This window comes from Rhizobium sp. NFR07, assembly GCF_900111905.1.
GTDB lineage: Bacteria > Pseudomonadota > Alphaproteobacteria > Rhizobiales > Rhizobiaceae > Neorhizobium.
Genome location: NZ_FOKM01000008.1, coordinates 36,664 through 61,379, shown reverse-complemented (window position 1 = coordinate 61,379; position 24,716 = coordinate 36,664). Strand labels below are relative to the sequence as shown.

Below are 24,716 nucleotides of genomic sequence, written 5' to 3'. Positions count from 1 at the left end.
CATCGATACAGACCGCTGGGAAAAATTGACAAATGCCCAGCCAGCCTAAATCGAAGGCCTTAAAATTGAGTGAGTGTCGGAACTTAGGCCGGTTTGCCGTTCACGCGGTGCGCGACTTCACGCCATCGGAGAACAGCGCCGCGCCGTTCTGGTCGATGATCTGCTCTGCTTTGCGCACGGTAAAGGTCACGGCATCGTCGATCGACGAGAACATGTCGGCGCGCACGAATGTCCGGACCAGGGTCTCGCCGTTCACGTTCTTTTCGATCCGCCCTGCAAGGCGAAACTGGCTGCCCTCGGCGATCGGCGCCGGAAAGATCAGGCAGTCGTTGTAGGGCACGGGCTCGGCTTCGCGCGCGGCCTTGGCCGGCTGTCCGTTGCCGGAGAAAAGCGAAAACAGGGATGAAAAAATCGAAGCCATGGAAATCTGCCTAGCATATTGGAAAAGAAGCCGGAAGCGCCGGCTTGAAACATGACCGGGTTTGTCCCCCGGCGGCGACCCGGTCAGATGATCAGGTTCGCCAGGATCTCGTTTTCGGTAATGTCCTCGTAGCCCAAGCCCGCCGCCTCGAAACGCTCATGCAGGCCGGAAAAATTCTCCGGTGCGACGGTTTCGATGCCGATCAGGATCGAGCCGAAATTGCGCGCCGACTTCTTCAGGTATTCGAAGCGGGCGATGTCATCGTCCGGGCCGAGCAGATTAAGGAAATCACGCAGGGCGCCCGGACGCTGCGGCAAGCGCAGGATGAAGTATTTCTTCAGTCCGGCATAACGCATCGCCCGCTCCTTCACGTCGGGCAGCCGCTCGAAGTCGAAATTGCCGCCTGACACGACGCAAACCACCGTCTTGCCCGCAATCTTCTCGGCGGGCAGCAGGTTGAGCGCGGTGATCGACAATGCACCCGCCGGCTCCAGCACCACGCCTTCGACATTCAGCATGTCCGTCATCGTGACGCAGATGGCGTTTTCCGGCACCAGCATCACCTGCTCCGGCGAGAAATCCTTCAGCGCTGCGAAATTGAGATCGCCGATACGTGCGACAGCGGCGCCGTCGACGAAATTATCCACCTTCGGCAGCGCGATCACCTCACCCGCCTCGAGGCTGCGCTTTAGGCTCGGCGCGCCGGTCGGCTCGGTGAAGACGAAACTGCCGGCAGCGAGAACGTCGCTGAAATAGCCGGTGATGCCGGATGCGAGACCACCGCCTCCGACCGGCAGAATGACGAGATCCGGTTGGGTTCCATCGGGCAGCTGCGCGCTGATTTCGGCCGCGACCGTTGCCTGTCCTTCGATGATATCGCCATCATCGAAGGGCGGCACCATGCTGCCGCCGGTCTCCTCGACATAGGCGCGGGCAGCGGCGTAGCACTGGTCGAAAATGTCGCCGACCAGCTTGATCGTGATGAACTCGCCGCCGAAGGTGCGCGTCTTGTCGATCTTCTGCTGCGGTGTCGTCACCGGCATGAAGACCACGCCCTTGACCCCGAAATGCCGGCAGACGAAGGCGAAGCCCTGCGCGTGATTGCCAGCAGACGCACAGACAAAGGTCTTGTCCTTGTCGCCGGCAGAGATCGCCTTGCGCAGGAAATTGAATGCACCGCGGATCTTGTAGGAGCGGACCGGCGACAGATCCTCGCGCTTCAACCAGATCTCCGCGCCGTATTTGCGGCTCAGATGCTCGTTCAACTGCAGCGGCGTTTCCGGAAAAATCGTCCGGACCGCCGCCATGGCGTCCTCCACACCCGTTCTCGTCAGCATAGGCAATCCTGCATCGTAAAAGTTGCCCCGCTATGCCACAGGCGCGACACGGACACCAAGTCAATTATCGCCAAAACGGTTCGGCAGCGGCACGGGACAGTCCATCGATCCGGCTACTGGCGGAAGACCTTGCCGATGAAGAGCGTTGCCCCCTCCAGCCCCGACCGCCAATAGGGCCAGTCGTGGCCACCTTCGCGTGCCATGAACCGATGTTCTATGCCGCGCCTGGTCAGCTTCAGGTGCAACTCGGCATTGCCGACGAAGAAGTCGTCATAGGAACCACAGTCGATATAGAGATCGGTCTTGGCGATGGCCTCCGGCGAAACCTTGTCGACAAGGTCGAGCACGCTGTTGGCGTAGTAGGCCTCATTCAGACGGCCGCGGCCGGTCAGGCCCGGTCCCCAGGCCTTGCCGTAGCGGCGCTCGTAGCCCGCCTGATCCATGTCGATGACCTGCTGGTCGGTGCGGAAGGCCGCGCTCAGCGCCGCGGCACCGGCAAACATGTCCGGATATTTCATCGAATAGGCGACGGCGGCATAACCTCCCATGGAAAGGCCGAGAACGGCACGCGACCGTTTACCCGGGATGACGGGAAAGGTCTTTTCAATATGGGGCACAAGCTCCCGGACGAACATGTCCTGCCAGCGATACTGCCCGTCCGCATCGTTCATGTAATAGGTGTTGAACCTGTCCTCCTCGTCGCGCCGCCCCTCCGGCGTCACGGCGATGAAGGGCGGCATCTCGCCCGCCTCGATCAGGCGGTCGAAGACGCGATCGGCGCCGCCATAACGATACCAGTCGTGGTTCTTTCCGCCCTCGCCCCCATGCATCAGATAGATGACCGGATATTTCCGCTCGTCGCGGCCATAACCGGGCGGCAGGTAGACGGTGAACTCGACATTCTTTCTGAGGATCTGGCTCGACATGAACTGCCCTTCCTTGACCGTCCCCTCGGCACGGGCGTCAGCCCCTGCCATCACGGCCATCAGAAAGAACAATATGCGCTTGAACATGGGAACCTACCTCGTTGTCGATGGGGCAGGAAATAGGCTGATCGCGGACGCCTTCAACATACGGCTTGGAAGATGCGCTGCCGCAAATTCATTCTTTTTAGACCGGACGAAGGCTTGCTTTTTGTTCCCGAGCCGTCGAGAAAGCCCATGAGGCGGACGTGGCGAAACTGGTAGACGCAAGGGACTTAAAATCCCTCGACTTCGGTCATGCGGGTTCGATCCCCGCCGTCCGCACCATGCTCCATGCGTCGTGGCTCGATCGATCTCCCCTTACGCAGCCCATCCGATACCTATCTCCATTGCGGCGATTTTGTTCCTCGATTGGCGGCACAAATTTTGTTCAATTCTTTTTCGGAACAAAGGCATGCGAGCGTCTGTTCCCCTCCCGTAACAAATGGGAGAAATTCGATGAAGACGCTTATTGCAGCAACTACCCTTTCGGTCATGATGGCAGCCGGCGGCGCGCTGGCGCAGACCTATGACTCAAACACTCCTGCAGGCACTCCAGGCGCCTCGGATGGGATGATGGCTCCAACCACGACCTATGATTCGACCACGATGGAGTATGGGGCGTCGAGCGGCATGGCCGTGGATACGACCACGACCGGCTCCATCAGCAACAACTCCAACTGCACGCCGCCGAATGGCGGAAATCCGGCGACGCTGCCCACGGAATTGCAGGCACCTGTCGTACAGTCGTGTAACCCGCGCTAGAATTAGGCATTCTTCGGACTGCCCGATGCAGGAAGGGGAGCAGCCAAGCTGCTCCCCTTCTTCTATGCCGCAAAAAACGGATGCGGATCAGGCCGACAGCTTGGCGGCCAGCTTCGCAACATGGGCGCCCTGATATTTCGCCGCTTCCAGCTCGATTTCCGAAGGCTGGCGCGAGCCGTCGCCGCCGGTGATGGTGGATGCGCCGTAGGGTGAGCCGCCCTTTACTTCCTCAACACCCATCTGACCCTGGAAGGCGTAGGGAAGGCCTGCTACGGCCATGCCGTGATGCAGGAGGGTCGGGATGAAACCAAGGATGGTCGTCTCTTGGCCACCGTGCTGGGTCGCCGACGACGTGAAGACAGAACCGAGCTTGCCGACCAGCTTGCCGCCTGCCCAGAGGCCGCCGGTCTGATCCCAGAAATTGCGCATCTGCGAGGTCACCGTACCGAAGCGGGTACCGGAGCCGACGATGATCGCATCATACTGGTCGAGTTCGTCCGGGGTTGCGATCGGCGCTTCCTGGTCGAGCTTGAAATGAGACGCCTTGGCAACGTCTTCCGGAACGAGTTCCGGCACGCGCTTGACGGTCACGTCCGCGCCGGCGGACTTTGCACCTTCCGCGACCGCATAGGCCATCTTCTCGATGTGACCGTAAGCGGAATAATAAAGAACCAGAACCTTAGCCATGAGGTTTCTCCGTTTGATATCAGGGCAGTCAAATCCGCAACCAGATGTATCAACCTGATCCGCCGAGGCACAGCCGCCCGACCGATCAACGCACTGTTCGCATTTCGACGACAGTCAGCCGTCGACGGTCACGAAAATACAACGATCTAGATAGGGCGCTTCGGCGGAAGGAAAGATTGCCTCTTCCTGCCTCCACTTTTCAGGCGTAGGACGGATTACCTGTCAGGAGGCCCGCCATGTCCGAATCCCCAATCGTTACCGCAGCCATGCTCGCCATCGGCGACGAGCTTCTTTCGGGGCGCACCAAGGACAAGAATATAGGCCACCTCGCCGACATGCTGACGCTCTCCGCCATCGACCTCAAGGAGGTGCGCATCGTTCCCGACGAGGAGGACGCCATCGTCGAGGCGCTCAACGCGCTTCGGGCACGCTACGATTACGTCTTCACCTCCGGCGGGATCGGCCCGACCCATGACGACATCACCGCGGATGCGGTTTCAAAAGCCTTTGGCGTGCCCTGCATCTACGATCCGGCCGCCATGACGCTGCTTGGCGACATGTACAAGCGGCGCGAAATGGAATTCACCCCTGCCCGCCAGCGGATGGCGCGGATGCCGGAAGGTGCCCGCCACATCGCAAACCCCGTCTCGACGGCACCGGGTTTCATCGTCGACAATGTCTATGTCATGGCAGGTGTTCCGCAGGTCTTCCAGGCCATGGTCGACAACGCGCTGCCGACCCTGCGCAGCGGCGCGCAAATGTTGTCGCGCTCAGTCTCCTGCCCCTATGGCGAGGGAGATATCGGCACCCTGCTCGCCGACATCCAGAAGGCACATCCGGAGACGAGCATCGGCTCCTATCCGCGCTTTGACGGCAAGAAATTTTCGACGGAGATCGTCGTGCGCGCTCGCAATGCCGCGCCGCTCGATGCCGCGGCCGAGGCGGTCGAGGCAATGATCACCACGCTCGACGCAGCAAAGATCGCCCCCAATCCGACAGCCGACGCCTGACGTGCCGCCGGTAGTTGACCGGCATCAAATCGGCACCACCTTATCTTCGATACTGGTTCGCAATGAAGCCAGCCGATGAGGAGATTTCCATGTCCTACAAGACGGTCCTTGCCGTTCTCGACACCCAGCGCAACGCAATTCAGATCACCGATTTCGCCGTCGCGTTGGCCGAACAGTTCTCCGCGCATCTCATCGGCGTCCATGCCGAGACGCTCGCCGCCATTCCGCTGATTGCACCGATGGAGATCCCCGATCCCGCGGCAATCGAAATCCTTCAGGACACAGCCCACAAGGAAACCGCTGCGATCGAGCAGATCTTCCGTCAGCGCACGACGCGGGAAGGCCTGTCCTCGGAATGGCGCAGCTTCATGCTGGCGGCAGGCTATTCATCAAGTTCGGTGCAGGAAACGGCGCGCGCCGTCGACCTCGTCGTCGCAACACAGAGCGATCCGACCCAGACCGATCACCGTGCGGATCTCGAGAGCTTCCTGTTCGAGAGCGGCAGGCCGATGCTGCTCGTGCCCTATACGCTGAAGCAGTTGAAGCCGATCGAACGCGTACTGATTGCGTGGAATGGTTCACGGGAAGCGGCCCGCGCGACATTCGATTCACTGCCGCTTCTCAAGAATGCGACATCGGTCGAAATTCTGGTCGTGGATCCGCCGGAGCGCGGCGACCGGAGCCCGGAGCTTGCGGGAGCCGAGATTGCAGCAGCCCTCTCCCGCCACGGGGTTTCGGTGACACTGACGACGCAGGACAGCGGCGGCACGTCGCCAGCACAGGCGATCGAAAAACGTCTGGTTGACCAGAGCATCGATCTTCTGGTGATGGGCGGCTACGGCCATTCGCGCTGGTGGGAGATGCTGTTCGGCGGTGTCACCCGCAGCCTGCTCGACAAAATGACCGCGCTCACGCTGCTGTCGCGGTGACCCAACCGCGCCAAAACCGGCCGGCGGCTGCCTGAGTGCCGGCCGATTGAACGGGTGGCTCTCCGACACGGGGCAGCCCATGCGCGACCTGATCGGACATGGTATATAAGCATGACCTGAACAGGATCGTGCGCCATGAACCCACTGGCCATGTTCGTCGCCTTACTTTTCCTGTCTGCGCAGGCTGCGGACGCCGCAGATTGCGGCACTCCTATCGCCGCTGCGGAGGCAGGTTATCTCGTTCCCTCACCTTCAACTGCGCAGGAAACCGGCTGCAGGCTTATCCGGCAGTTGGACGAAACCCGCCTGAACCTTCATTCAGTCCTGATCCTGCACAAAGGGATACTGGTCTTCGAGCATTATCGAGCCGGTCAGGACCAGCCCTGGGGCGCGTCTCCCGGACACTATGAATATGGGATGGGTGATCTCCACGACGTCCGATCCGTCGGCAAAAGCGTGATGTCGCTTCTCGTCGGCATCGCGGTTGACCGCGGGCTGATCAAAAGCCTCGACCAATCCGTCTTCGACTACCTGCCTGACTACCGCGATCTCGCCAGTGCCGACAGGCAGAAGATCTCGCTGCGCATGCTGCTGACAATGACGTCCGGTTTCCACAGCAACGAGCAACTGCCCTATATGGACGCCAACAATACCGAACGGCTGATGGCGGTGGCGCCGGATCCCTATAGGGCCGTTCTCGAACGGCGGCTCACCGCCGCGCCCGGCAGCCGCTGGGCCTACAGCGGCGGCGACACCATGCTGCTGAGCAAGATCCTGCAGAATGCCAGCGAAAAAAGCCTGACCGCATTCGCGGAGGAAAATCTCTTCGGTCCCCTCGGCATCTCGTCCTATCGATGGGTGCCACTCAAGACGAGCGGAGAAATAGCCGCCTATGGCAGCCTGAAATTGCGCCCCCGCGACATGGCCAAGCTCGGCCTCCTCGTCCTGCAGCAAGGCAAATGGGATGGACGGCAGGTGGTGTCCGAGGAATGGCTGAAGATTTCCACGGCGGCGCAGCAGGATGCGTGGTTTCCCTATCGGTATGCGATGCACTGGTGGTCAGGCGATGTCGCATCGGATGCCGGCGGGAGGATACCGACGACAATCGCCCTGGGGATTGGCGGCCAGCGCATCGTCGTGATACCGGCCATGGACGCCGTCGTCGTGATCACGGCAGGCCTCTATGACGATCCCGACCAGATGCGAAAGATGACCGGGCTGCTCTCGGATATCATCATCCCGGCCATGCGCGGTCTGTAGCGGACAACGTCAGCGCGTAAACCGGGCGGCATCGACGGGCGTGGCGATGCCGCAGACGAAGGCCGGATCGTGATGAAGGCCGCAGGCCTCCACCATTCTCCTCGACGCCGTGTTGCCGGCCGAGACGAGCTCGTAGACATGACTGGCATAGAGCCGCTCGAAGACAGTCCTGATGATCAGAGCGTTGATGAATTTGCCTAGCCCCTTGCAGCGGTGTTTCTCCGATACCGCGACAAGGCCACCCCAGGCGTAACGATGGAAGTGACTGAACACATTGTGCGGCAGATAACCATGCGCCGTAGCCACCAGCGTCCCGTCTCCGTTGCCGATCAAGGCTGTCGCTGCGGGGCCGACGCTGCCGACCAGCATGGAACCGGAAAACGGCACCATGCCCGCCTCCGCCATGAACATCTGGACATTTTCCGTCAGCTGATCATCGGGATCGGCCGCCATCTTAAGCTCGGCCAACCCATCAGGCATCCCTGCGGAAATGATCGCTTGCGATGCGGCAAGCGCTCTCTCCTTGTCTCCGATGAAGACATCCCAGGTGTCGAGGCGGCAATCGCGCCGGGCCAGCTGGACCTTGAGCTCCTTGATCTGCCTGGCATCGAGCAGCCGGAAAGCGCAGACACCATCGCGGGTGACGAACTCTGCGATACGATCCCAGCCGAGCATCTCGGGATCGTCGCACCCCATCATCCGTCCCGCCTGGCATGCGCCGGGTGTCGCGGCGATGAAACCTGCACTTTCCTCCGCAATCTTTTGAAGACGTTTCTGAATCTCCGTTCCGAAATAGCCTGCCATCTTGCCCTCCCAAGGCAGGACATCAGCTTAGCATCGCCACAAGCACCACCCAACGAGATCAAAAGGAGATACGTCCCCGTCGATATGCCCTACCCTCCGAAAATGCGGTCCGCACAAATCCGGCACGGAGCGCGGCCTTCGTATGGGAGCATGCAGCGTCACTGTGTTCGGCGTGCAAATTCCAGAGCGTAAAACTGCATCGGCATTTCGGATACGAGCGCCTGATGCGTCGCATCCATGCCGATACGCTCCAGCACCCGCTTGGAGGCACAATTGTCGACATGGGCAAATCCGATAAATCCGGCCCAACGGCCGGTTGCCTCCAGCCAGTCCCGCAGCCCCTCGGCAATCTCTGTCGCGTAGCCCTGTCCCCAATGCATGGGCAGCAGTGAATATCCGATCTCGGGTTTACCGGGCGCGTAGAGGGAAAAACCCGCACGCCCTATAAAAACGCCGTCGTCTTTCCTGACCAGACGTTGCTTGCCGAGCCCATGTTCGGCGTATTCTCTCGCCCATTCACCAAGGCGATGCTCCGCCTTGGTGCGATCGTAGAATTCGCCTCTGGCATCGAGAAAGCGCATGACCGCCTCGCTGCCATGAAGCTTTATCAACTCGGCCACGCCATCTTCACCCCAGGTCTCCAGGCGCAGCCTGTTGGTCTCCAGAATCGTCGCCAAGGCAATATCCTTCGTGATGGTGGCGTTTCGCCTTCCTGCTATATCGGCTCACCGGGGCATGACGGCAGGTCTACCTCCGGCCAAAGCTTTCGCGCCTGCCATCTTCCTCGGTGATCTCACGGATGACGCGGGCGGGGTTGCCGGCAGCAACCACATCCGGCGGAATGTCCCTCGTCACCACAGCGCCACCGCCGATGACGGCCCCGTCGCCGATCGTCACACCCGGCATGATCGAGACGCCGCCGCCGATCCAGACATTGTTGCCGATCGTGATCGGCAGTGCGTATTCGAGGCCGGCATTGCGGCGCTCAATGTCGAGCGGATGCCCGGCGGTATAGATGCCGACATTCGGTGCGATGAAGACATTGTTGCCGATCGTCACCTTCGCGCCGTCGAGGATGATCAGATTGACGTTGGCGTAGAAATTGTCGCCGATCTCGATATTGAAGCCGTAGTCGCAGTGGATCGTGCCGTCGAAGACAAAATTCCTGCCGATCCGCCCCATCAGACTGCGGATCAGGTCCGCCCGCTCCTCTCCCTCATCGGGCGAAAGCCTGTTCAGCCGGTGGAGAATACGTTTTGCGACCATGCGCTTTTCCAGCACGGCCGGATCGTGGTTCGCGTCATACAAGAGACCGCGGGCGGCCTTTTCCAGTTCGTCCATCAAATGCTCCTCATGCGAATGCCGGCAATGCTTCGCAGAGGATTGCGGCCGGATCTGGCCGCCGGGAACACTTCACGCCATCAGTCCCCTGCTTGCGCTTCGCCCCCGCTTCCCGCTATTAGCGAAAACCAAACAAGCTCTCGTATCGGCGGCAAAACCATGTCTCTTCCAGAAAAAGCATTTCCCGTATCCTGGGACCAGTTCCATCGTGACACCCGCGCGCTGTCGTGGCGCCTGTCCGGCCTTGGCCAGGAATTCAAGGCGATCGTCTGCATCACCCGCGGCGGTCTCGTTCCGGCCGCGATCATTTCGCGCGAACTCAACATCCGCTTGATCGACACGGTCTGCATCGCCACGCGCCATGACTACGTCAACCAGGGCGACACGGTGCTTCTCAAGGGCATCTCGCCCGAACTGATGGAAAATGGCGGCGAAGGCGTTCTCGTCGTCGACGATTTGACCGATACCGGCAAGACGGCGCTCGAAGTGCGCGCCATGATGCCGAAGGCGCATTTCGCCTGCGTCTACGCAAAACCGTCGGGCGTGCCGACTATCGACACATTCGTCACCGAAGTTTCCCAGGACACTTGGATCTACTTCCCCTGGGACATGGGCTTCACCTACCAGGAACCGATCGCCAAGGGCCACAAGGGCTGAGACATACAAGGGCTAGTAGGTGCATCCGCACCCACCACAGATCTCGAGTTGAGACGTCCTGATTTCGCGAATGGCAGCCCCCGCATTTCGCCATCAATATCCGGCCCGTCATCCACAGGATGGCGGGCCGTTCTACATTTAGTGGCCGCTGTTACCCATATGTCTCAATATGGTATCGCCAAACACTGAGATCCGGCGTGAATGCGGGCTTTTGCGGCATCCGTTTTGCCGCGAAGACGCCACAATCAAAAATCGCAAGCCTCGCGCAAGCTTCAGCTTGACCGGCCAACTGATTGAGAATCCTAGCTGTTTTTTATTCCCCGTTATCCACAGGCCTCACCCACAATATCTTGTGGTTTAAAAAGTACTGCGAACTACGGCTTGACCGAATCGCCAGCCAGTCGCATGAATGAACCCATGTTGCGGCGGCGACTGAACCGGGAGTAACGAGGCCGGTTCTTTTTCGAGTTTGATGGAAACAATCAAGCGCAAGGCTGGTTTTGACAGACCACCAGGCGGCGGGTTTCCGCGCGCTCGAAAAACGTCCTCACCATGACGATTGGGCTGGCATAAAGATCCTGTTAATACTATATTTAGTGTTTGCAGCCATCATCCGGCACAAGATACAGATAGGCATCCAAGATGATTCTGGATGGAATTTTAGCCGGCTGCCCATGATGGCGAGCGGCCGCAGCGGACACGTGCGCCCATTTCGGCGACAAAGGATGAGGGACCAAAGGCAATGCGTATCGAACGTCGTTTCACCAAGCCTGAGACAGGCGCCTACGGAACAATCGAGTTCCGCAAGGCGACCAGCGAGATCCGCAATCCGGACGGTTCCATCGTGTTCCGCCTGGCGGATATTGATGTGCCGTCGCAGTTCTCGCAGGTCGCGACCGACGTTCTGGCGCAGAAGTATTTCCGCAAGGCCGGCGTACCGAAGTTTCTGAAGAAGGTCGAAGAGAACGACGTCCCGTCCTTCCTGTGGCGCTCCGTCGCCGACGAGAAGGCTCTGAAGGACCTTCCGAAGGAAGAGCAGTACGGCCCCGAGACCGACGCTCGCCAGGTCTTCACGCGTCTTGCCGGCACCTGGACCTACTGGGGCTGGAAGGGTGGCTACTTCACGTCGGAAGACGATGCGGCCGCCTTCATGGATGAGCTGGCCTATATGCTTGCCACCCAGCGCGTTGCCCCGAACTCCCCTCAGTGGTTCAACACCGGTCTTCATTGGGCCTATGGCATTGACGGTCCCGGCCAGGGCCACTTCTATGTCGACCCCTTCACCGGCAAGCTGACCAAGTCCAAGTCGGCCTATGAGCATCCGCAGCCGCATGCCTGCTTCATCCAGTCCGTCGGCGACGACCTCGTCAACGAAGGCGGCATCATGGACCTGTGGGTTCGCGAAGCGCGCCTCTTCAAGTACGGCTCCGGCACCGGCTCCAACTTCTCTCATCTGCGCGGCGAAGGCGAAAAGCTTTCCGGCGGCGGCCGCTCCTCCGGCCTGATGAGCTTCCTCAAGATCGGCGACCGTGCAGCGGGCGCCATCAAGTCCGGCGGCACGACCCGTCGCGCGGCCAAGATGGTCGTCGTCGATATCGACCACCCGGATATCGAGGAATACATCAACTGGAAGGTCAAGGAAGAGCAGAAGGTTGCTGCCCTCGTCACCGGTTCCAAGATCGTCGCCAAGCACCTGAAGGCGATCATGAAGGCCTGCGTCAACTGCGAAGGCTCGGAAGACGATTGCTTCGACCCGTTGAAGAACCCGGCCCTGAAGCGCGAAATCCGCGCTGCCAAGAAGGACCTCGTTCCGGAAAACTACGTCAAGCGCGTCATCCAGTTCGCCCAGCAGGGCTACAAGGATCTTGAGTTCAAGACCTATGACACCGACTGGGATTCGGAAGCCTATCTCACGGTTTCGGGCCAGAACTCCAACAACTCCGTCTCGCTGAAGGACGACTTCCTTCGTGCGGTTGAAAATGACGGCGAGTGGAACCTGACCGCCCGCAAGGACGGCAAGGTGATGAAGACCTTGAAGGCCAAGGATCTGTGGGAACAGATCTCCTATGCCGCATGGGCATCGGCCGATCCGGGCATCCATTTCAACACGACGATGAACGACTGGCACACCTCGCCGGCCGGTGGCCCGATCCGCGGCTCCAACCCGTGCTCGGAATACATGTTCCTCGACGACACGGCCTGCAACCTCGCGTCTCTCAACCTTCTCCAGTTCAAGGACAAGGCGACGAAGAACATCGCGATCGCCGACTACGAACATGCCGTTCGCCTGTGGACCGTCGTGCTCGAAGTCTCGGTCATGATGGCGCAGTTCCCGTCGAAGGAAATCGCCGAACTCTCCTACCAGTACCGCACGCTCGGCCTCGGCTATGCCAACATCGGCGGTTTCCTGATGTCGTCGGGCATTCCCTACGACTCGAAGGAAGGCCGTGCGATCGCCGGTTCCTTGACCGCGATCATGACCGGTATCGCCTATGCGACCTCGGCTGAAATTGCCGGCGAGCTTGGCCCGTTCCCGAACTTCGCACCGAACCGCGACAGCATGCTGCGCGTCATGCGCAACCATCGTCGCGCCGCTTACGGTGAAACCTCCGGCTACGAGCAGCTTTCCGTCAATCCGGTTCCGCTCTACCACGCGGAAAATCCGGACCAGACGCTGGCCACCCATGCCAAGGCCGCCTGGGACAAGGCGCTGGAACTCGGTGAAAAGCACGGCTACCGCAACGCCCAGACGACCGTGATTGCGCCGACCGGCACGATCGGCCTCGTCATGGACTGCGACACGACCGGCATCGAGCCCGACTTCGCGCTCGTCAAGTTCAAGAAGCTCGCCGGCGGCGGCTACTTCAAGATCATCAACCGCGCCGTCCCGGACGCGCTGCGTTCGCTCGGCTATTCGGAAAGCCAGATCGCCGAGATCGAAGCCTATGCAGTCGGCCATGGCAACCTGAAGCAGGCTCCCGGCGTCAACCCCGGCACGCTGAAGGCCAAGGGTTTTTCGGACGAGAAGATCGCCGCGATCAATGACGCGACCAAGGCTGCCTTCGACATCAAGTTCGTCTTCAACCAGTGGACCTTGGGCACCGACTTCCTCAAGGAGACCCTCAAGGTTTCCGACGAGCAGCTCGCCGACATGAGCTTCAATCTGCTCGAGCACATCGGTTTCTCGAAGAAGGACATCGAAGCCGCCAACGTTCACGTCTGCGGTGCGATGACGCTCGAAGGCGCGCCTTTCCTCAAGGACGAGCATCTGGCCGTCTTCGATTGCGCCAACCCCTGCGGCAAGATCGGCAAGCGTTACCTCTCGGTAGAATCCCACATCCGCATGATGGCGGCCGCCCAGCCGTTCATCTCGGGTGCGATCTCCAAGACGATCAACATGCCGAACGAGGCGACCGTCGAGGATTGCGGCGCAGCCTACATGCTGTCCTGGAAGCTGGCTCTCAAGGCCAACGCTCTCTATCGTGACGGCTCCAAGCTGTCGCAGCCGCTCAATGCCTCGCTTATCGACGAGGACGATGCGGAAGACGCGATCGAGGAACTGGTTGCCGCTCCGACTGCCGCCCAGGCCGTACAGATCACCGAAAAGATCGTGGAACGCGTCATCGAGCGCGTTACCCGCGAGCGCGAAAAGCTGCCGAACCGCCGCCAGGGTTACACCCAGAAGGCCAATGTCGGCGGTCACAAGGTCTATCTGCGCACCGGCGAATTCGGCGACGGCCGCATCGGCGAGATCTTCATCGACATGCACAAGGAAGGCGCTGCCTTCCGTGCGATGATGAACAACTTCGCCATCGCCATCTCGCTCGGCCTCCAGTACGGCGTGCCGCTCGAAGAATATGTCGAGGCCTTCACCTTCACCAAGTTCGAGCCGGCCGGCATCGTCACCGGAAACGACGCGATCAAGAACGCCACGTCGATCCTCGACTACGTGTTCCGCGAACTCGCCGTCTCCTATCTCGGCCGCCACGACCTTGCCCATGTCGACACGTCCGACTTCGGCAACACGGCGCTCGGCAAGGGTATCCAGGAAGGCAAGACGCAGCTCGTCTCGACCGGCTGGACCCGCGGCTACAAGCCGACCCTGATCCAGGGCGGCGCGACTGCCGGCGGCAACGAAGCCAAGGGCGCGGCCACCGCCGCCCCTGCCCGCGCCTCTTCGGGTGCCACGGTTACCGCCTTTGCCGGTGCCGCCGCCCGCAAGCTGGAACCGACGGTCGCCATCTCGACCTCGGAAGTCGTGTCCTTCAAGCGCGACTATGAAGAGCGCGCCAAGGAACTGGCCGAAGAGATCGCCGATGAAGCCTTGGGCGAGGTCGCCAACGAAGAGCAGCAGGCCGCAACCGCCCTCTTCTCCGACAAGGCCGCAGCCGACGCCGCTGCCGCCAAGACGGAAGCCAAGAAGGTCGAAGCCGACCGCCGCATGAAGTCGATCATGCAGGGCTACACGGGCAACATGTGCTCCGAGTGCCAGAACTTCACAATGGTCCGGAATGGGACTTGCGAGAAGTGCGATACGTGTGGTGCGACGAGCGGTTGCTCTTGATGGAAGCGATGGCCGCAGGAGACCCTCAATATGGATCGCTCGCTGCCATTCGGAAAACTTGAACTGATAAAGGGTGGGGGTATTTCCCCACCCACTTGGCGTGACATACCTTCTACGGTGCTTGCGCGTTCGATAACCAACTGAGACATCGCTTCTTTTTACCGTATAGCGCAGGGCGACGTGCAGAAGGCATTAGATGCCAACCGTCGGCAACCGCTTTTGGATCTTTGGAGTGCGGTGGTAGGCGAAATTCCACCATTTCCTAACGCCGCAGCCAAATGGGGTAGCATATTCAAATCGTGCCCTCTTATTTCGATGGCTGATTCCATCGCTTGCTTTCGCGGTTTGAAACGTCCGATGGGTAGTGACGATAGAGGTTTCGATTGCTACGCGTTCGTCTCTAAACCTACCCACCGTTTCGTGTACGAACCAAGCTTGGCGTGCAGCATCAAATTAATAGACGTTCCAGCGGATTTGGTACATATTACCTACGTTCGCTGCGACCATCCGCAAGGTCGAGTGAGGACATCAGGTTCTGAGATGACAGCCAGCGTTGGCGTCGTTACGCACTGGCATTTCGTTGAGGCAGACCAGACGGAACTGAGCCTTCCCGCTGATTTCAGCAATCGATATCGACAGAGAATATGGTGATGCGCGACTTCGACAATCCTTACACAGTCGGATCGTATAAGCCTTCGGCGATATATTTCCAAGATTCCGACTGCTTGGAGTACGTCAGGTGCGATGTGCCAAATATATATCGCCGGGTAGACGAATTTTTGACTTTAGTTGTGTCGATGGAGGATCGCGAGCCAATCGGCTTTACCCTGAAAGGGTTCAGGAATTTCTACAGCCGAAAGTACGCCACGAAATCAAAAGTCCCGGAATTCCGGAACTTGGTGTGTCTGATAGAAGAAATAGTAGAAGAAATCGGCAACGATATATTCCAAGAAGACAAGCGGAAAGCCTACAGGAAGGCTATCGAGATAGCCAAAGACGACGAAGTGCAATTGACAGACATACCGAGGCAGGCGCACGCATAGACTAAGGATCGCGGGTGTTGCCGATAAGATATGGATTTCCGGGTACGGATGGCAGCTTCTAGACCACCCCAAACCGACTGGCCCCGCCTCGACGCCATGACCGACGAGGAAGCGGAGGCCAATGCGCTTGCCGATCCCGACAATCCGCCGATGACCGCCGAGCAGCTTCGCGCAGCCCCCCGCATGCCACAAGTAAAGGTCATCCGCCGCGCGCTTCGTCTCACCCAGGAAGAGTTTTCCGCCCGCTACAAGATCCCGCTCGGCACGCTGCGCGATTGGGAACAGGGACGCTCCGAGCCGGACCAGCCGGCACGCGCCTATCTGAAGGTTATTGCAGTCGATCCCGAAGGCACCGCCAAAGCACTTGTTGCGCAGTGAAAGCCGATGACGGATCGCCAAATTTCACGCGTATCCTCAAGCCATCTGTCTTCAACGAGCGGCATCCATCGCGGATTTCAGGCCCCTGCTGTCCGATCATCCTGTCTTGCCAATCCGCCGCGCGACAAAGTCTCTCGGCAAGAGATGACGGCAATATACGTACTAATCCGGTATGCGCGCGATCACCTTGATCTCGAAATCGAAGCCGTTGAGCCAGGTCACTCCGACCGCCGTCCAGGCAGGGTATGGAGCTTGAGGGAAAGCCTCGTTCTTGGCTTCCATCACTGCTGCGAACTGGCTTTCAGGGTCGGTATGGAAGCTCGTCACGTCAATGATATCCCGAAAACTGCAGCCGGCGGCGCTCAGCACTGATTCAAGGTTACGGAACGCCTGGCGAACCTGGGCCGGGAAATCGGGTTCGGGAGAGCCGTCGGAACGACTTCCAACCTGACCAGAGACAAACAGATGTTCCCCGGAGCGGATTGCCGCCGAATAGCGATCCCGTTCGTAAAGGGCACGGTTTTCAGGAAACACGACTTCTGTTTTCGACATGGTAGGATCCTTCTGCTTGAGAATTCTGAACACCCGGCTCGGGTCGTGTCCGTTCTTCGACCTTGATCAGGAGGCCCTCGATAGGCGCACCAGCCCCCTTCGACAGGACAGGGACATCTAGAACATGCCGTTCGGATTGGCGGACCGCTGAGGCATGACTTGAAGAACATCCCAGTGCTCGACAATCTTGCCGCCGAGATCCAGCCTGAAGATGTCGATGGCGGCATAATCGTCTCCTCCGGGCCAATGCTGAAGGCAATGCACGACGACCAGGTCGTCTTCCGCGATCACCCGCTTGATCTCGACGGACTTTCCCGGCCATTCCCTTGCCATCCGCTCGAAATAGGAGACGAAACCGTCCCTTCCGCTCTCCACGTGCGGATTGTGCTGTACATATTCGGCGCCGCCGTAAAGCTCGAGCGCTTCACGAGGCCGGCAGTCATTGAACATGAGTTCGTAGAAAGCGATCACATTCGCCTTGTTTTCTTCCGTAGCGATGGGCTCGTCCTTTTTCTCAAGTGGCGCCTTGCGGAGACATGTCGAAGCCATATTCGCGACGTCCGCTTGTCGTGATCTGCACTCGGCTGAGCCACGGCATGCGGTACCGGCTTCCGATCAAGCGGTTCCTGCGATCGGCGTCTGGTATACGACGATCCTCGCATGGTGAGGGATGCGCTCGTAAAGGTCGACAATGTCGTGGTTGACGAGCCGCACGCACCCCGACGAGACGGAGCGTCCAATCGAATTCCATTCCGGACTGCCGTGAAGGCGATAAAGCGTATCCTGCCTGTTCTGGAAAATGTAGAGGGCGCGGGCGCCAAGCGGGTTCATCAAGCCGGGATCCATGCCGCCATTCGCAACGGAATATCTCTCCAGGTCCGGCTGCCGCGCGATCATCTCGCCAGGCGGCTTCCACCTCGGCCAGGGCTGACGCCAATGGATCACGCCATCGCCTTCCCAGGCAAACCCCTCTCGCCCGATGCCGACACCATATCTCATTGCCATGCCATCAGGCTCGACCAGGTAGAGGAAGCGTCCAGGCGTATCCACCACGACGGTTCCCGGCGCCTCGCCTGTGGGATCACTGACGCGCTGCCGCAGGAAAGCGGGATCCATTTTCTGGTAAGGGACGGCCGGAACAAGGAAACCTCCGTCCTCGAAGGCGGCGTAGCGAGCCTCGAGTTCCGGATCCGGAGAATAAGCGAGCGGTGCGCCCGCAGGACCGGGCGCGACGCCCGGAGACATACTCGCCTGAGGCGTGGTGCAACCCGTCAGGATTGCTGGGGCTGCCAGGGATGAGAGGAGAAACCCTCTGCGAGAAATGGAGTGATATTGCATTAACCGGTTCGCACTCTTTCGTTTCAATGACCCGCGACGTCCGTGACAGTGGCGGATTTCCTGCAGGCGATCTATGTGCAACCAGTGATGGCGGCGATAACTACCGGTTATGCATCCTCCATCCTTCTCTCCTCGTTTTGCATCAGGCCTTCCAGAGCTCTGAGCCTCGGCATGACGAAATCCGTAAATGCCCGCACGACCGGGCGCATGAACTTCGTGGAAGGATAGGCGAGAAACGCTTCCGAGGATTCGAGCGTATAATCCGGCAAGACGCGGACAACCTCGCCCCGTCGCAAAAGATCGGTCACCAGGTTTTGCTGAACGAGCCCTATGCCCCTTCCGCGCAATATTGCGCTCGTCATCACCTGCGCGCTGTTCGTCTTGAGAACCGGGTTGATCGACACGACCTCAACCCGACCGCTATCATGGTAAAACGAGACCGTCCCCCGGTTTGATGGCGTTCTCAACGTCGCTATGACATTCAAATTGGAGAGGCTCTGCGGCTCGTACACCGGACCTGCCTTCTCCAGATATTCCGGGGACGCGACCAGGAACCGACGGACCCAACCCACTCTGCGCGCCACCACCTCCTGTTCCAGGATCTTCCCGTAGCGCAAGGTAAGGTCGAAGTTATCGTAGATCAGATCAACGATGCGGTCGTCGAGGACAAGTTCGATCGTCACGGCCGGATGCTGGTCCTGAAAATCCCCCACGAAAACCTGAAGGTGCTGGGCTCCGATGCAGGACGGCGCATGTATTCGCAGGTTTCCGCTGATCTCGCCGGTGTTGATCATCGCCCCTTCCAGGGCTGCGTCGATCGAGGCGATCGCCAACCGGCTGGCTTCGTAGAGTTCCATTCCCTCGATGGTAGGACGGATGCTCCTGGATGACCGTTCGAGGAGCCGCGTCTTTAGATGACGCTCCAGGTTTGCGAGATGTTTCGTGACCGCCGGCTGCGAGACACCCAGATCCCTTGCAGCGCTCGTGATCGATCCTCGTTCCACGGTTCGGATGAAAGCCTTCAACGCTGTATTGATGTCCACTGCGCACTCCTCCTTCGCGACTTCGTCAACCGAACGCTGGAATGTGGCGTGATCATGTTTGGTAAGGGGCGCGGGCCAGACTTATGTGCGCGTCATAGCCTAACGCAGCCTGCCCAGATCCACCGGACGGTTGTTGATGATGGCTTCCATCGAGAAGAAACCCGTCACGGTCGCAAGATCGAAATCCGCGATCAGTTTCTGATAGAAGGCGTCATAGCCCGACATGCCGCGCGTGACGACCTTTATCAGGTAGTCCCATTCTCCGCCGATACGATAGAAGTCGATCACTTCGGGCAGCTTCTCCACTCTTTCCCGAAATGCATCGCTCCATTCCTTGGAATGGTGGCGCGTACGGATCATCACGAAGACGGTGAGATCAAGCCCGAGCGCGTGCAGATTGATCTCGCTGTGCGCTCCGCGGATCAGGCCCAGCGCGTGCAGCCGCTGCAGGCGCCGCCAGCAGGCGTTCTGGGACATACCGACCTTGTCTGCGAGATCGCGCTGGGAAAGATTTGAGTCGACCTGCATGGCGGTCAGAATTTTCATATCAAAATCATCGAATTTTATCGCTTCTTCGTTCATTTGATATGCATTCCTTCGCCTATCGCAGAAAAAAGGTGAACATTTCCCACCTCGAAGAAGGATATGATCCATATCAATATCCGCCGCAAGGAGATTGATCGTGGATGCCGCTCGACCGCCCGTAAAGACAGTATCGACGCCGCTCTCCGCGTTTCGGGATAGCCTGAACAGTGCCGACGCGATCAGCCAGCTCCGCGACGGGCTGGTAGGCGCCCATGTGAAGATCGACGGACCGTTCGGGAGGAAAGAGCTGGTCTATGCGGACTATGTGGCATCCGGCCGCGCGCTCCATCAGGTCGAGCGTTTCATCCTCGAGGAAGTGCTGCCCTATTACGCCAACAGCCATACGGAGGCGTCCTATTGCGGAGGCTTCATGACGCGGATGCGCCGCGAGGCGCGCGTACTGATCGGCGGCTTTTGCGGCGCCACCGACAAACATGCCGTCATCTTCACCGGCTCCGGCGCAACATCGGGCATCAACCGCCTGGTCAAACTGTTCGGCGTGACGAATGCCGTCGCGGCAGGCAAGCGCGTCCGGGTTATCATCGGCCCTTATGAACACCACTCCAACATCCTTCCATGGCGCGAGAGCGGGGCCGAGATCGTCGAGATTGCGGAACATGCCGATGGCGGACCAGACCTCACGCTGCTTGCCGGCGCGCTCCGCGACGGATCGCCCGAAGTGACGATCTGTTCGTTCTCGGCCGCCTCCAATATCACCGGGATCACCAGCGACGTGGCGGCAATCACCGCGATGGTGAAAGCCGCGGGCGCGAAGATGATCTGGGATTATGCGGGGGCCGGTCCCTACATACCGATTTCCATGTCGCCGGCAACGGGCGCGGAAATCGACGCGGTCGTCGTCTCCCCGCACAAATTCATCGGTGGACCGGGTGCATCCGGCATTCTCATCCTTCGTCGCGACGGGCTTTCCACCGACAAGCCTTCCTGGCCCGGCGGTGGCACGGTCAAGTTCGTATCCCCGACGGCGCATGACTATAGCGACAGCCTCGAAGCCCGCGAGGAGGCCGGCACTCCGAATGTGGTCGGCGACATCAGGGCCGCCCTCGCCTTCATCGTCAAGGACGCGATCGGACGAGAGCGCATGGCGTCGCGCAACAGGGAACTGGCGCGGCAGGCCTTTGCGGCCTGGAAGGACGTGCCGCGGCTGCAAATTCTCGGCCTCCCGCACGCGGATCGGCTGCCGATCTTTTCCTTCCGGGTGAAGGACGGTAGCGGCGGCTACGTCCATCAGCAGCTGGTTACCCGCATGCTGAGCGACCGGTTCGGCATCCAGGCCCGCGGTGGCTGCGCCTGCGCGGGCCCCTATGTGCATCGGCTGCTCGCAATCGACGACGAACAGTCCGAGGCGATCAGGCAGGCGATCCTCTCAGGCGACGAAATCAGGAAACCCGGCTTCATCCGCCTCAATTTCAGCGTCCTGCTGCCGGATGAGAAAGTCCGGTTCATCCTCGATTCCGTGGCGCAGATCGCCGCGGACGCAACGGACTTCGAGCCCTTCTACGAGGTCGATCCAGCTCGGGCAATCTTCTCTCCGCGCATCGGAGCCGGGCTGCGCGTCGGAATGACGGAGGAACTGGACCATGCTCCAGCCTGAGATCACAGGCTTCCATGACGTGCGCACCGGAAGCGTCCAGTATATCGTGGCATGCCCGGTGACGCGCCACTGCGCCGTTGTCGATCCGGTGCTGGACTATGATGAAAAGTCGGGCTCGACCGCCACGACCAATGCGGATCTCATCCTCGACTACATCAAAAGCCGCGGGCTCACGCTTGCCTGGATCCTCGACACCCACCCGCATGCGGATCACTTCTCGGCCGCCCGGTATCTGAAATCGCGCACGGGCGCACCGACGGCGATCGGCGAGCATGTGCAGGATGTCCAGCGGATCTGGAAACAGATCTACAACCTGGCCGACCTTGCCTGCGACGGATCGCAGTGGGACCGGCTATTTCGAGATGGCGACAGCTTCAAGGTCGGCGAGCTTGACGTCAGGGTCATGCACTCGCCCGGCCACACGCTCGCCTCGATCAGTTATGTGGTCGGTGATGCGGCCTTCATCCACGACACCTTGTTCATGCCGGACAGCGGCTCCGCCCGCGCGGACTTTCCCGGCGGAAGCGCCACGAGCCTCTGGCAATCCATTCAGGACATCCTGAACCTGCCGGACGATACCCGACTGTTCACCGGTCACGACTATATGCCCGGTGGGCGCCAGGCCATGTGGGAAAGTTCCGTTGCGGAACAGAAGGCACGAAACCCGCACGTCGCCGGCCGCTCGAAGGAAGACTTCGTTGAGATCAGGGAAGCTCGGGACCGGACATTGCCGATGCCGAAACTCATTCTCCACGCCTTGCAGGTCAATATCCGTGGAGGCGAACTGCCGGAGCCCGAGGAGAATGGCAAGCGCTATCTGAAAATCCCCCTGGGCGCGCTGCCGGGATCGGTCTGGGGTTCCTAGAGCGTTTCCGCCTTTCTTCGAAATGCGAAATCGCTCTAATCCTTTGATCTTAAGCAGTTCCGGACGCAAAACCGCTACGCACTTTTGCTGGAACTGCTCTAGCAGGCCACGCGGCACTATTGGGCGAGCAGCGAACCGCCGAGGCGGAACGGCGCGGAGATGGCGGACCCGACGCTATTGAGAACGATGGCGCCTGTTCCGGCGACCGGATTGTCAAACCCCTGGCGCAGATGCGGATAGACAGCCGCGAGCGCCGCGAAACGGTCATGGCTGGAGCCATTCAGCGTCGGCAGCTTGGAGATGTCGACGATATCGAGGTTTTCCTTCAGAGCCAGTTCTCGGGTTCTCGGGTCATCGACATCGAGCGAACCCGCCGTGGCAGCGGATCCCGCAAGGCGTTTCGACAAGGCAAGCGCGATGTCGTCCTTTGATGCGAGGATCACGATCGGCTTGCGCAGGCGCTCCGTCACCGCAAGCTGCCGCTTGAGAAGATCGATGTCGATATCGGGCGCCGCAAGCACGAGCTGGTCGACGGAACGGATGACATCCTTTCGTCCCATCAGCGACAATTGCCGAACGGCCTCGACCGCAAGCCAGGCGCCCATGCTGTGGGCGAGCATCGTCGTCTTGACGCCGCCGCCCGACAGGTCAGACAGCACGGTAACGAGATCGTCGCGGGCGAAAGCCGCCGAATCCCGATCGGCGACATAACCCGTCACCTCCCCCTGGGAAGGCCAGTCGAACAGGATCGGTGGGCCCTGCACGCCGGTATCGGCGGCCATCTGCGCCAGGCGAAACAGCGCCTCCTGATAGGTGTAGTTGAAACCGTGCACGAACAGTCCGGCCGTTGCCCCGCTGGCCGAAGTCTGCGTGATGCGTCTTGCCGTGTGCACGAACTCCGCGGTGGTCAGATCCCTGCGGCCGACAACGGCGAAGGAATGCCGAGGATCCGGCCTGCCCTGCGGCCACTCGATCTGCGGCGGCCGATGATCCGGCGGGATCGAGATGGTCACTTCCGAATAGCGCAGCCGATCCGATCGACCAGCGGTGAAGCTGTGGAAACGGTCATTGGCCGGAACCCGGTCGCTGGCAACGAGGATCGTCACGATCTTCGCGCCCTTGGGACGTTCGACCTCGACGAGACTTGCCGGCCCCGGCCGGGCACAGCCGGAGAGCGTCAAGGCGAGAAGGACGAAAAGCAGGAAGCGATGCAAGGGCGGAACCGGGTCAGGAAACTGCCGGCAACTTAATCCTTCGGCGGCGATTGCACAGATGGCCGACGGTCCGCCAACGCGTTTTCCCGAGCTTGTGTCCGGCGCGCAACGCCCGCCTGTCGCGAACCTCGCCCCGCTCGCTGACAACCTTCCGGCTCCTGGCGCGTTAGCAGCCAGGATACCGAACAAGCCGCGGAGCGCAGAATGCCCGACAACCTTCGTTTCGAACTGCTCGCAAAGGCAGGATACGCCGCGCGCGGCATCGTGTTCCTGCTGATTGCCGGGCTGGCACTCTTCTCGGGAGTGACGGGCGGAAAGCCGGAAACGAAGTCGGCGATCTCTACCCTGCTCGAACAGCCCTTCGGGCGGATCTGGGTCGGGATGATCGGGCTCGGCCTGTTCGGCTTTGTCGCCTGGCGTCTTGCCCAGTCCTTTGCAGACAGCGACGGTCACGGCTCCACTGCCAAGGCGGCCGTCATTCGTGTCGCCCTGCTCGGAAGCGCCGTCACTTATGCCGGACTGGCAACATATGCCATCGGTCACGCCCTTTCCGGCGGGGGCGGGAGCGAGGAAGCCGGCGAGAAAGGTCTGGCGCAGTGGATCATGTCCCAGCCCTTCGGCTCCTATCTGGCGATCGCGGTCGGTCTCGGCTTCATCGCCGGCGGCATTGTGACGTCAGCTAAAGGCGTGACGCGAAAGTTCGAAAAATACATTCACGTGCCGGATCGAAAGGGCATTCTGAGCCTGATCTGCATCTATGGTCTGGTGGCGCGCGGAGTGGTTTTTGCGGTGACCGGCATCCTGTTCGCCTATGCCGGGTTCCGCGTCGATCCGCAGCAGGCCGGAAGCATGTCGGATGCGCTGGACTGGCTGCGGCAGCTTCCGCTCGGCTCGATCCTCTATGTGGCCATCGCGGCCGGACTGGCGGCATTCGGCATCTACAATCTCATCGAAGCGCGCTATCGCATCGTTCGCGGTCCGACCATCAAGGATGTGAAGCGGGCGATCCCGCTGCGCGGCGGATGAGACGCTTGTCGACTGCCGAAAGCGCGGCCGCCTACCATGCTCCCATATGAAAGAACCCCGCCGGAGCGGGGTTCGGACAGTGATCCGGAGCGGTTTCAATGAAAGCGCTGGCGATCATACCAGTCGTCGATATCCTTGCTTGTCTGATCCTTGGCGTAGCCGTAGCGTTCCTGGATCTTGCCTTCGAGCTGGTCTCGCTTGCCGTTGATGACGTCAAGGTCGTCGTCGGTGAGTTTGCCCCACTGCTCCTTGACCTTGCCCTTCATCTGCTTCCAGTTCCCTTCGACCCTGTTCCAGTCCATGGCTTGTTTCCTCCAACT

At 60.2% G+C, this 24,716-nt stretch carries 25 protein-coding genes and 1 tRNA gene; 12 read left to right on the top strand and 14 right to left on the bottom strand.

Annotation, left to right across the window (positions count from 1 at the left end; translation table 11 throughout):
- Positions 1-100 precede the first annotated feature (100 nt).
- The 3 genes from BM216_RS17770 to BM216_RS17760 form a co-directional block, all read right to left on the bottom strand.
- Positions 101-421, bottom strand: a complete 321-nt coding sequence (locus tag BM216_RS17770) for an HlyU family transcriptional regulator (protein ID WP_093000552.1) — start codon at positions 419-421, stop codon at positions 101-103.
- Positions 422-504: 83 nt separating this feature from the next.
- A complete protein-coding gene (ilvA, locus tag BM216_RS17765) occupies positions 505-1,755 on the bottom strand; it encodes a threonine ammonia-lyase (protein WP_177230835.1) in 1,251 nt (416 codons plus the stop codon).
- Positions 1,756-1,871: 116 nt separating this feature from the next.
- Positions 1,872-2,771: an alpha/beta hydrolase gene (locus BM216_RS17760; RefSeq protein WP_093000550.1), complete on the bottom strand. Its 900-nt coding sequence runs from the start codon at positions 2,769-2,771 to the stop codon at positions 1,872-1,874.
- 152 nt (positions 2,772-2,923) lie between these two features.
- On the opposite strand from BM216_RS17760, the gene BM216_RS17755 reads away from it, so the two are divergent.
- Together BM216_RS17755 and BM216_RS17750 are read left to right on the top strand one after the other, a co-directional pair.
- Positions 2,924-3,008: transfer RNA gene (locus BM216_RS17755), tRNA-Leu, on the top strand.
- A 171-nt stretch (positions 3,009-3,179) separates the two neighbouring features.
- Positions 3,180-3,485, top strand: coding sequence for a hypothetical protein (locus BM216_RS17750; protein WP_093000549.1), 306 nt, complete (start codon positions 3,180-3,182; stop codon positions 3,483-3,485).
- 87 nt (positions 3,486-3,572) lie between these two features.
- Here the strand turns inward: BM216_RS17750 and wrbA are convergent, their stop codons facing one another.
- Positions 3,573-4,172 carry an NAD(P)H:quinone oxidoreductase type IV gene (wrbA, locus tag BM216_RS17745; RefSeq protein ID WP_093000548.1) on the bottom strand — a complete coding sequence of 200 codons (600 nt, stop codon included), beginning with the start codon at positions 4,170-4,172 and terminating at the stop codon, positions 3,573-3,575.
- Between the two features lie 236 nt (positions 4,173-4,408).
- Here wrbA and BM216_RS17740 point away from each other — a divergent pair, with 236 nt between their 5' ends.
- The 3 genes from BM216_RS17740 (at position 4,409) to BM216_RS17730 (ending at position 7,371) form a co-directional block, all read left to right on the top strand.
- Positions 4,409-5,182 (top strand): competence/damage-inducible protein A, encoded by a 774-nt coding sequence (locus tag BM216_RS17740; RefSeq protein WP_093000547.1) that lies wholly within the window; start codon positions 4,409-4,411, stop codon positions 5,180-5,182.
- An 89-nt stretch (positions 5,183-5,271) separates the two neighbouring features.
- Positions 5,272-6,111 (top strand): universal stress protein, encoded by an 840-nt coding sequence (locus BM216_RS17735; protein ID WP_093000546.1) that lies wholly within the window; start codon positions 5,272-5,274, stop codon positions 6,109-6,111.
- Positions 6,112-6,246: 135 nt separating this feature from the next.
- A complete protein-coding gene (locus BM216_RS17730) occupies positions 6,247-7,371 on the top strand; it encodes a serine hydrolase domain-containing protein (RefSeq protein ID WP_093000545.1) in 1,125 nt (374 codons plus the stop codon).
- Between the two features lie 9 nt (positions 7,372-7,380).
- On the opposite strand, the gene BM216_RS17725 is transcribed toward BM216_RS17730, so the two are convergent.
- The 3 genes from BM216_RS17725 to BM216_RS17715 form a co-directional block, all read right to left on the bottom strand.
- Positions 7,381-8,175 (bottom strand): GNAT family N-acetyltransferase, encoded by a 795-nt coding sequence (locus tag BM216_RS17725; RefSeq protein ID WP_093000544.1) that lies wholly within the window; start codon positions 8,173-8,175, stop codon positions 7,381-7,383.
- Between the two features lie 158 nt (positions 8,176-8,333).
- The gene (locus BM216_RS17720; RefSeq protein ID WP_177230821.1) at positions 8,334-8,852 is read right to left on the bottom strand and encodes a GNAT family N-acetyltransferase; all 519 of its coding nucleotides are present in this window, start codon (positions 8,850-8,852) and stop codon (positions 8,334-8,336) included.
- A 70-nt stretch (positions 8,853-8,922) separates the two neighbouring features.
- The gene (locus BM216_RS17715) at positions 8,923-9,516 is read right to left on the bottom strand and encodes a sugar O-acetyltransferase (RefSeq protein ID WP_093000542.1); all 594 of its coding nucleotides are present in this window, start codon (positions 9,514-9,516) and stop codon (positions 8,923-8,925) included.
- A gap of 159 nt (positions 9,517-9,675) precedes the next feature.
- On the opposite strand from BM216_RS17715, the gene gpt reads away from it, so the two are divergent.
- The 4 genes from gpt (at position 9,676) to BM216_RS17695 (ending at position 16,158) form a co-directional block, all read left to right on the top strand.
- A complete protein-coding gene (gene gpt / locus BM216_RS17710) occupies positions 9,676-10,173 on the top strand; it encodes a xanthine phosphoribosyltransferase (protein ID WP_093000541.1) in 498 nt (165 codons plus the stop codon).
- Between the two features lie 742 nt (positions 10,174-10,915).
- Positions 10,916-14,737, top strand: a complete 3,822-nt coding sequence (locus tag BM216_RS17705; RefSeq protein ID WP_093000540.1) for a vitamin B12-dependent ribonucleotide reductase — start codon at positions 10,916-10,918, stop codon at positions 14,735-14,737.
- Positions 14,738-15,387: 650 nt separating this feature from the next.
- Positions 15,388-15,780 carry a hypothetical protein gene (locus BM216_RS17700; protein WP_143102791.1) on the top strand — a complete coding sequence of 131 codons (393 nt, stop codon included), beginning with the start codon at positions 15,388-15,390 and terminating at the stop codon, positions 15,778-15,780.
- Between the two features lie 96 nt (positions 15,781-15,876).
- Entirely contained in the window at positions 15,877-16,158 is a 282-nt protein-coding gene (locus BM216_RS17695; protein ID WP_093000538.1) for a helix-turn-helix domain-containing protein, read from the top strand.
- 162 nt (positions 16,159-16,320) lie between these two features.
- On the opposite strand, the gene BM216_RS17690 is transcribed toward BM216_RS17695, so the two are convergent.
- From BM216_RS17690 to BM216_RS17670, 5 genes are all read right to left on the bottom strand, one after another.
- Positions 16,321-16,710, bottom strand: coding sequence for a RidA family protein (locus tag BM216_RS17690; protein ID WP_093000537.1), 390 nt, complete (start codon positions 16,708-16,710; stop codon positions 16,321-16,323).
- A gap of 117 nt (positions 16,711-16,827) precedes the next feature.
- Positions 16,828-17,259, bottom strand: a complete 432-nt coding sequence (locus BM216_RS17685; RefSeq protein ID WP_093000536.1) for a nuclear transport factor 2 family protein — start codon at positions 17,257-17,259, stop codon at positions 16,828-16,830.
- 66 nt (positions 17,260-17,325) lie between these two features.
- On the bottom strand, positions 17,326-18,048 hold the full coding sequence (locus tag BM216_RS17680; RefSeq protein WP_093000535.1) for a L,D-transpeptidase: 723 nt from the start codon (positions 18,046-18,048) through the stop codon (positions 17,326-17,328).
- Positions 18,049-18,155: 107 nt separating this feature from the next.
- Positions 18,156-19,091, bottom strand: a complete 936-nt coding sequence (locus BM216_RS17675; RefSeq protein ID WP_093000534.1) for a LysR family transcriptional regulator — start codon at positions 19,089-19,091, stop codon at positions 18,156-18,158.
- A gap of 99 nt (positions 19,092-19,190) precedes the next feature.
- Positions 19,191-19,673: an Lrp/AsnC family transcriptional regulator gene (locus BM216_RS17670; protein ID WP_093000533.1), complete on the bottom strand. Its 483-nt coding sequence runs from the start codon at positions 19,671-19,673 to the stop codon at positions 19,191-19,193.
- Between the two features lie 100 nt (positions 19,674-19,773).
- On the opposite strand from BM216_RS17670, the gene BM216_RS17665 reads away from it, so the two are divergent.
- Together BM216_RS17665 and BM216_RS17660 are read left to right on the top strand one after the other, a co-directional pair.
- On the top strand, positions 19,774-21,291 hold the full coding sequence (locus BM216_RS17665; protein ID WP_093000532.1) for an aminotransferase class V-fold PLP-dependent enzyme: 1,518 nt from the start codon (positions 19,774-19,776) through the stop codon (positions 21,289-21,291).
- The gene (locus BM216_RS17660) at positions 21,278-22,156 is read left to right on the top strand and encodes an MBL fold metallo-hydrolase (protein ID WP_093000531.1); all 879 of its coding nucleotides are present in this window, start codon (positions 21,278-21,280) and stop codon (positions 22,154-22,156) included. Before BM216_RS17665 ends, BM216_RS17660 begins: the two co-directional genes overlap by 14 nt.
- Positions 22,157-22,272: 116 nt before the next feature.
- On the opposite strand, the gene BM216_RS17655 is transcribed toward BM216_RS17660, so the two are convergent.
- Positions 22,273-23,370 carry an alpha/beta hydrolase gene (locus BM216_RS17655; RefSeq protein ID WP_177230820.1) on the bottom strand — a complete coding sequence of 366 codons (1,098 nt, stop codon included), beginning with the start codon at positions 23,368-23,370 and terminating at the stop codon, positions 22,273-22,275.
- A 204-nt stretch (positions 23,371-23,574) separates the two neighbouring features.
- Here BM216_RS17655 and BM216_RS17650 point away from each other — a divergent pair, with 204 nt between their 5' ends.
- Positions 23,575-24,396: a DUF1206 domain-containing protein gene (locus BM216_RS17650; RefSeq protein WP_093000529.1), complete on the top strand. Its 822-nt coding sequence runs from the start codon at positions 23,575-23,577 to the stop codon at positions 24,394-24,396.
- Between the two features lie 95 nt (positions 24,397-24,491).
- Here BM216_RS17650 and BM216_RS17645 read toward each other — a convergent pair whose 3' ends face one another.
- Entirely contained in the window at positions 24,492-24,698 is a 207-nt protein-coding gene (locus BM216_RS17645) for a CsbD family protein (protein ID WP_093000528.1), read from the bottom strand.
- Between the last annotated feature and the right edge of the window lie 18 nt (positions 24,699-24,716).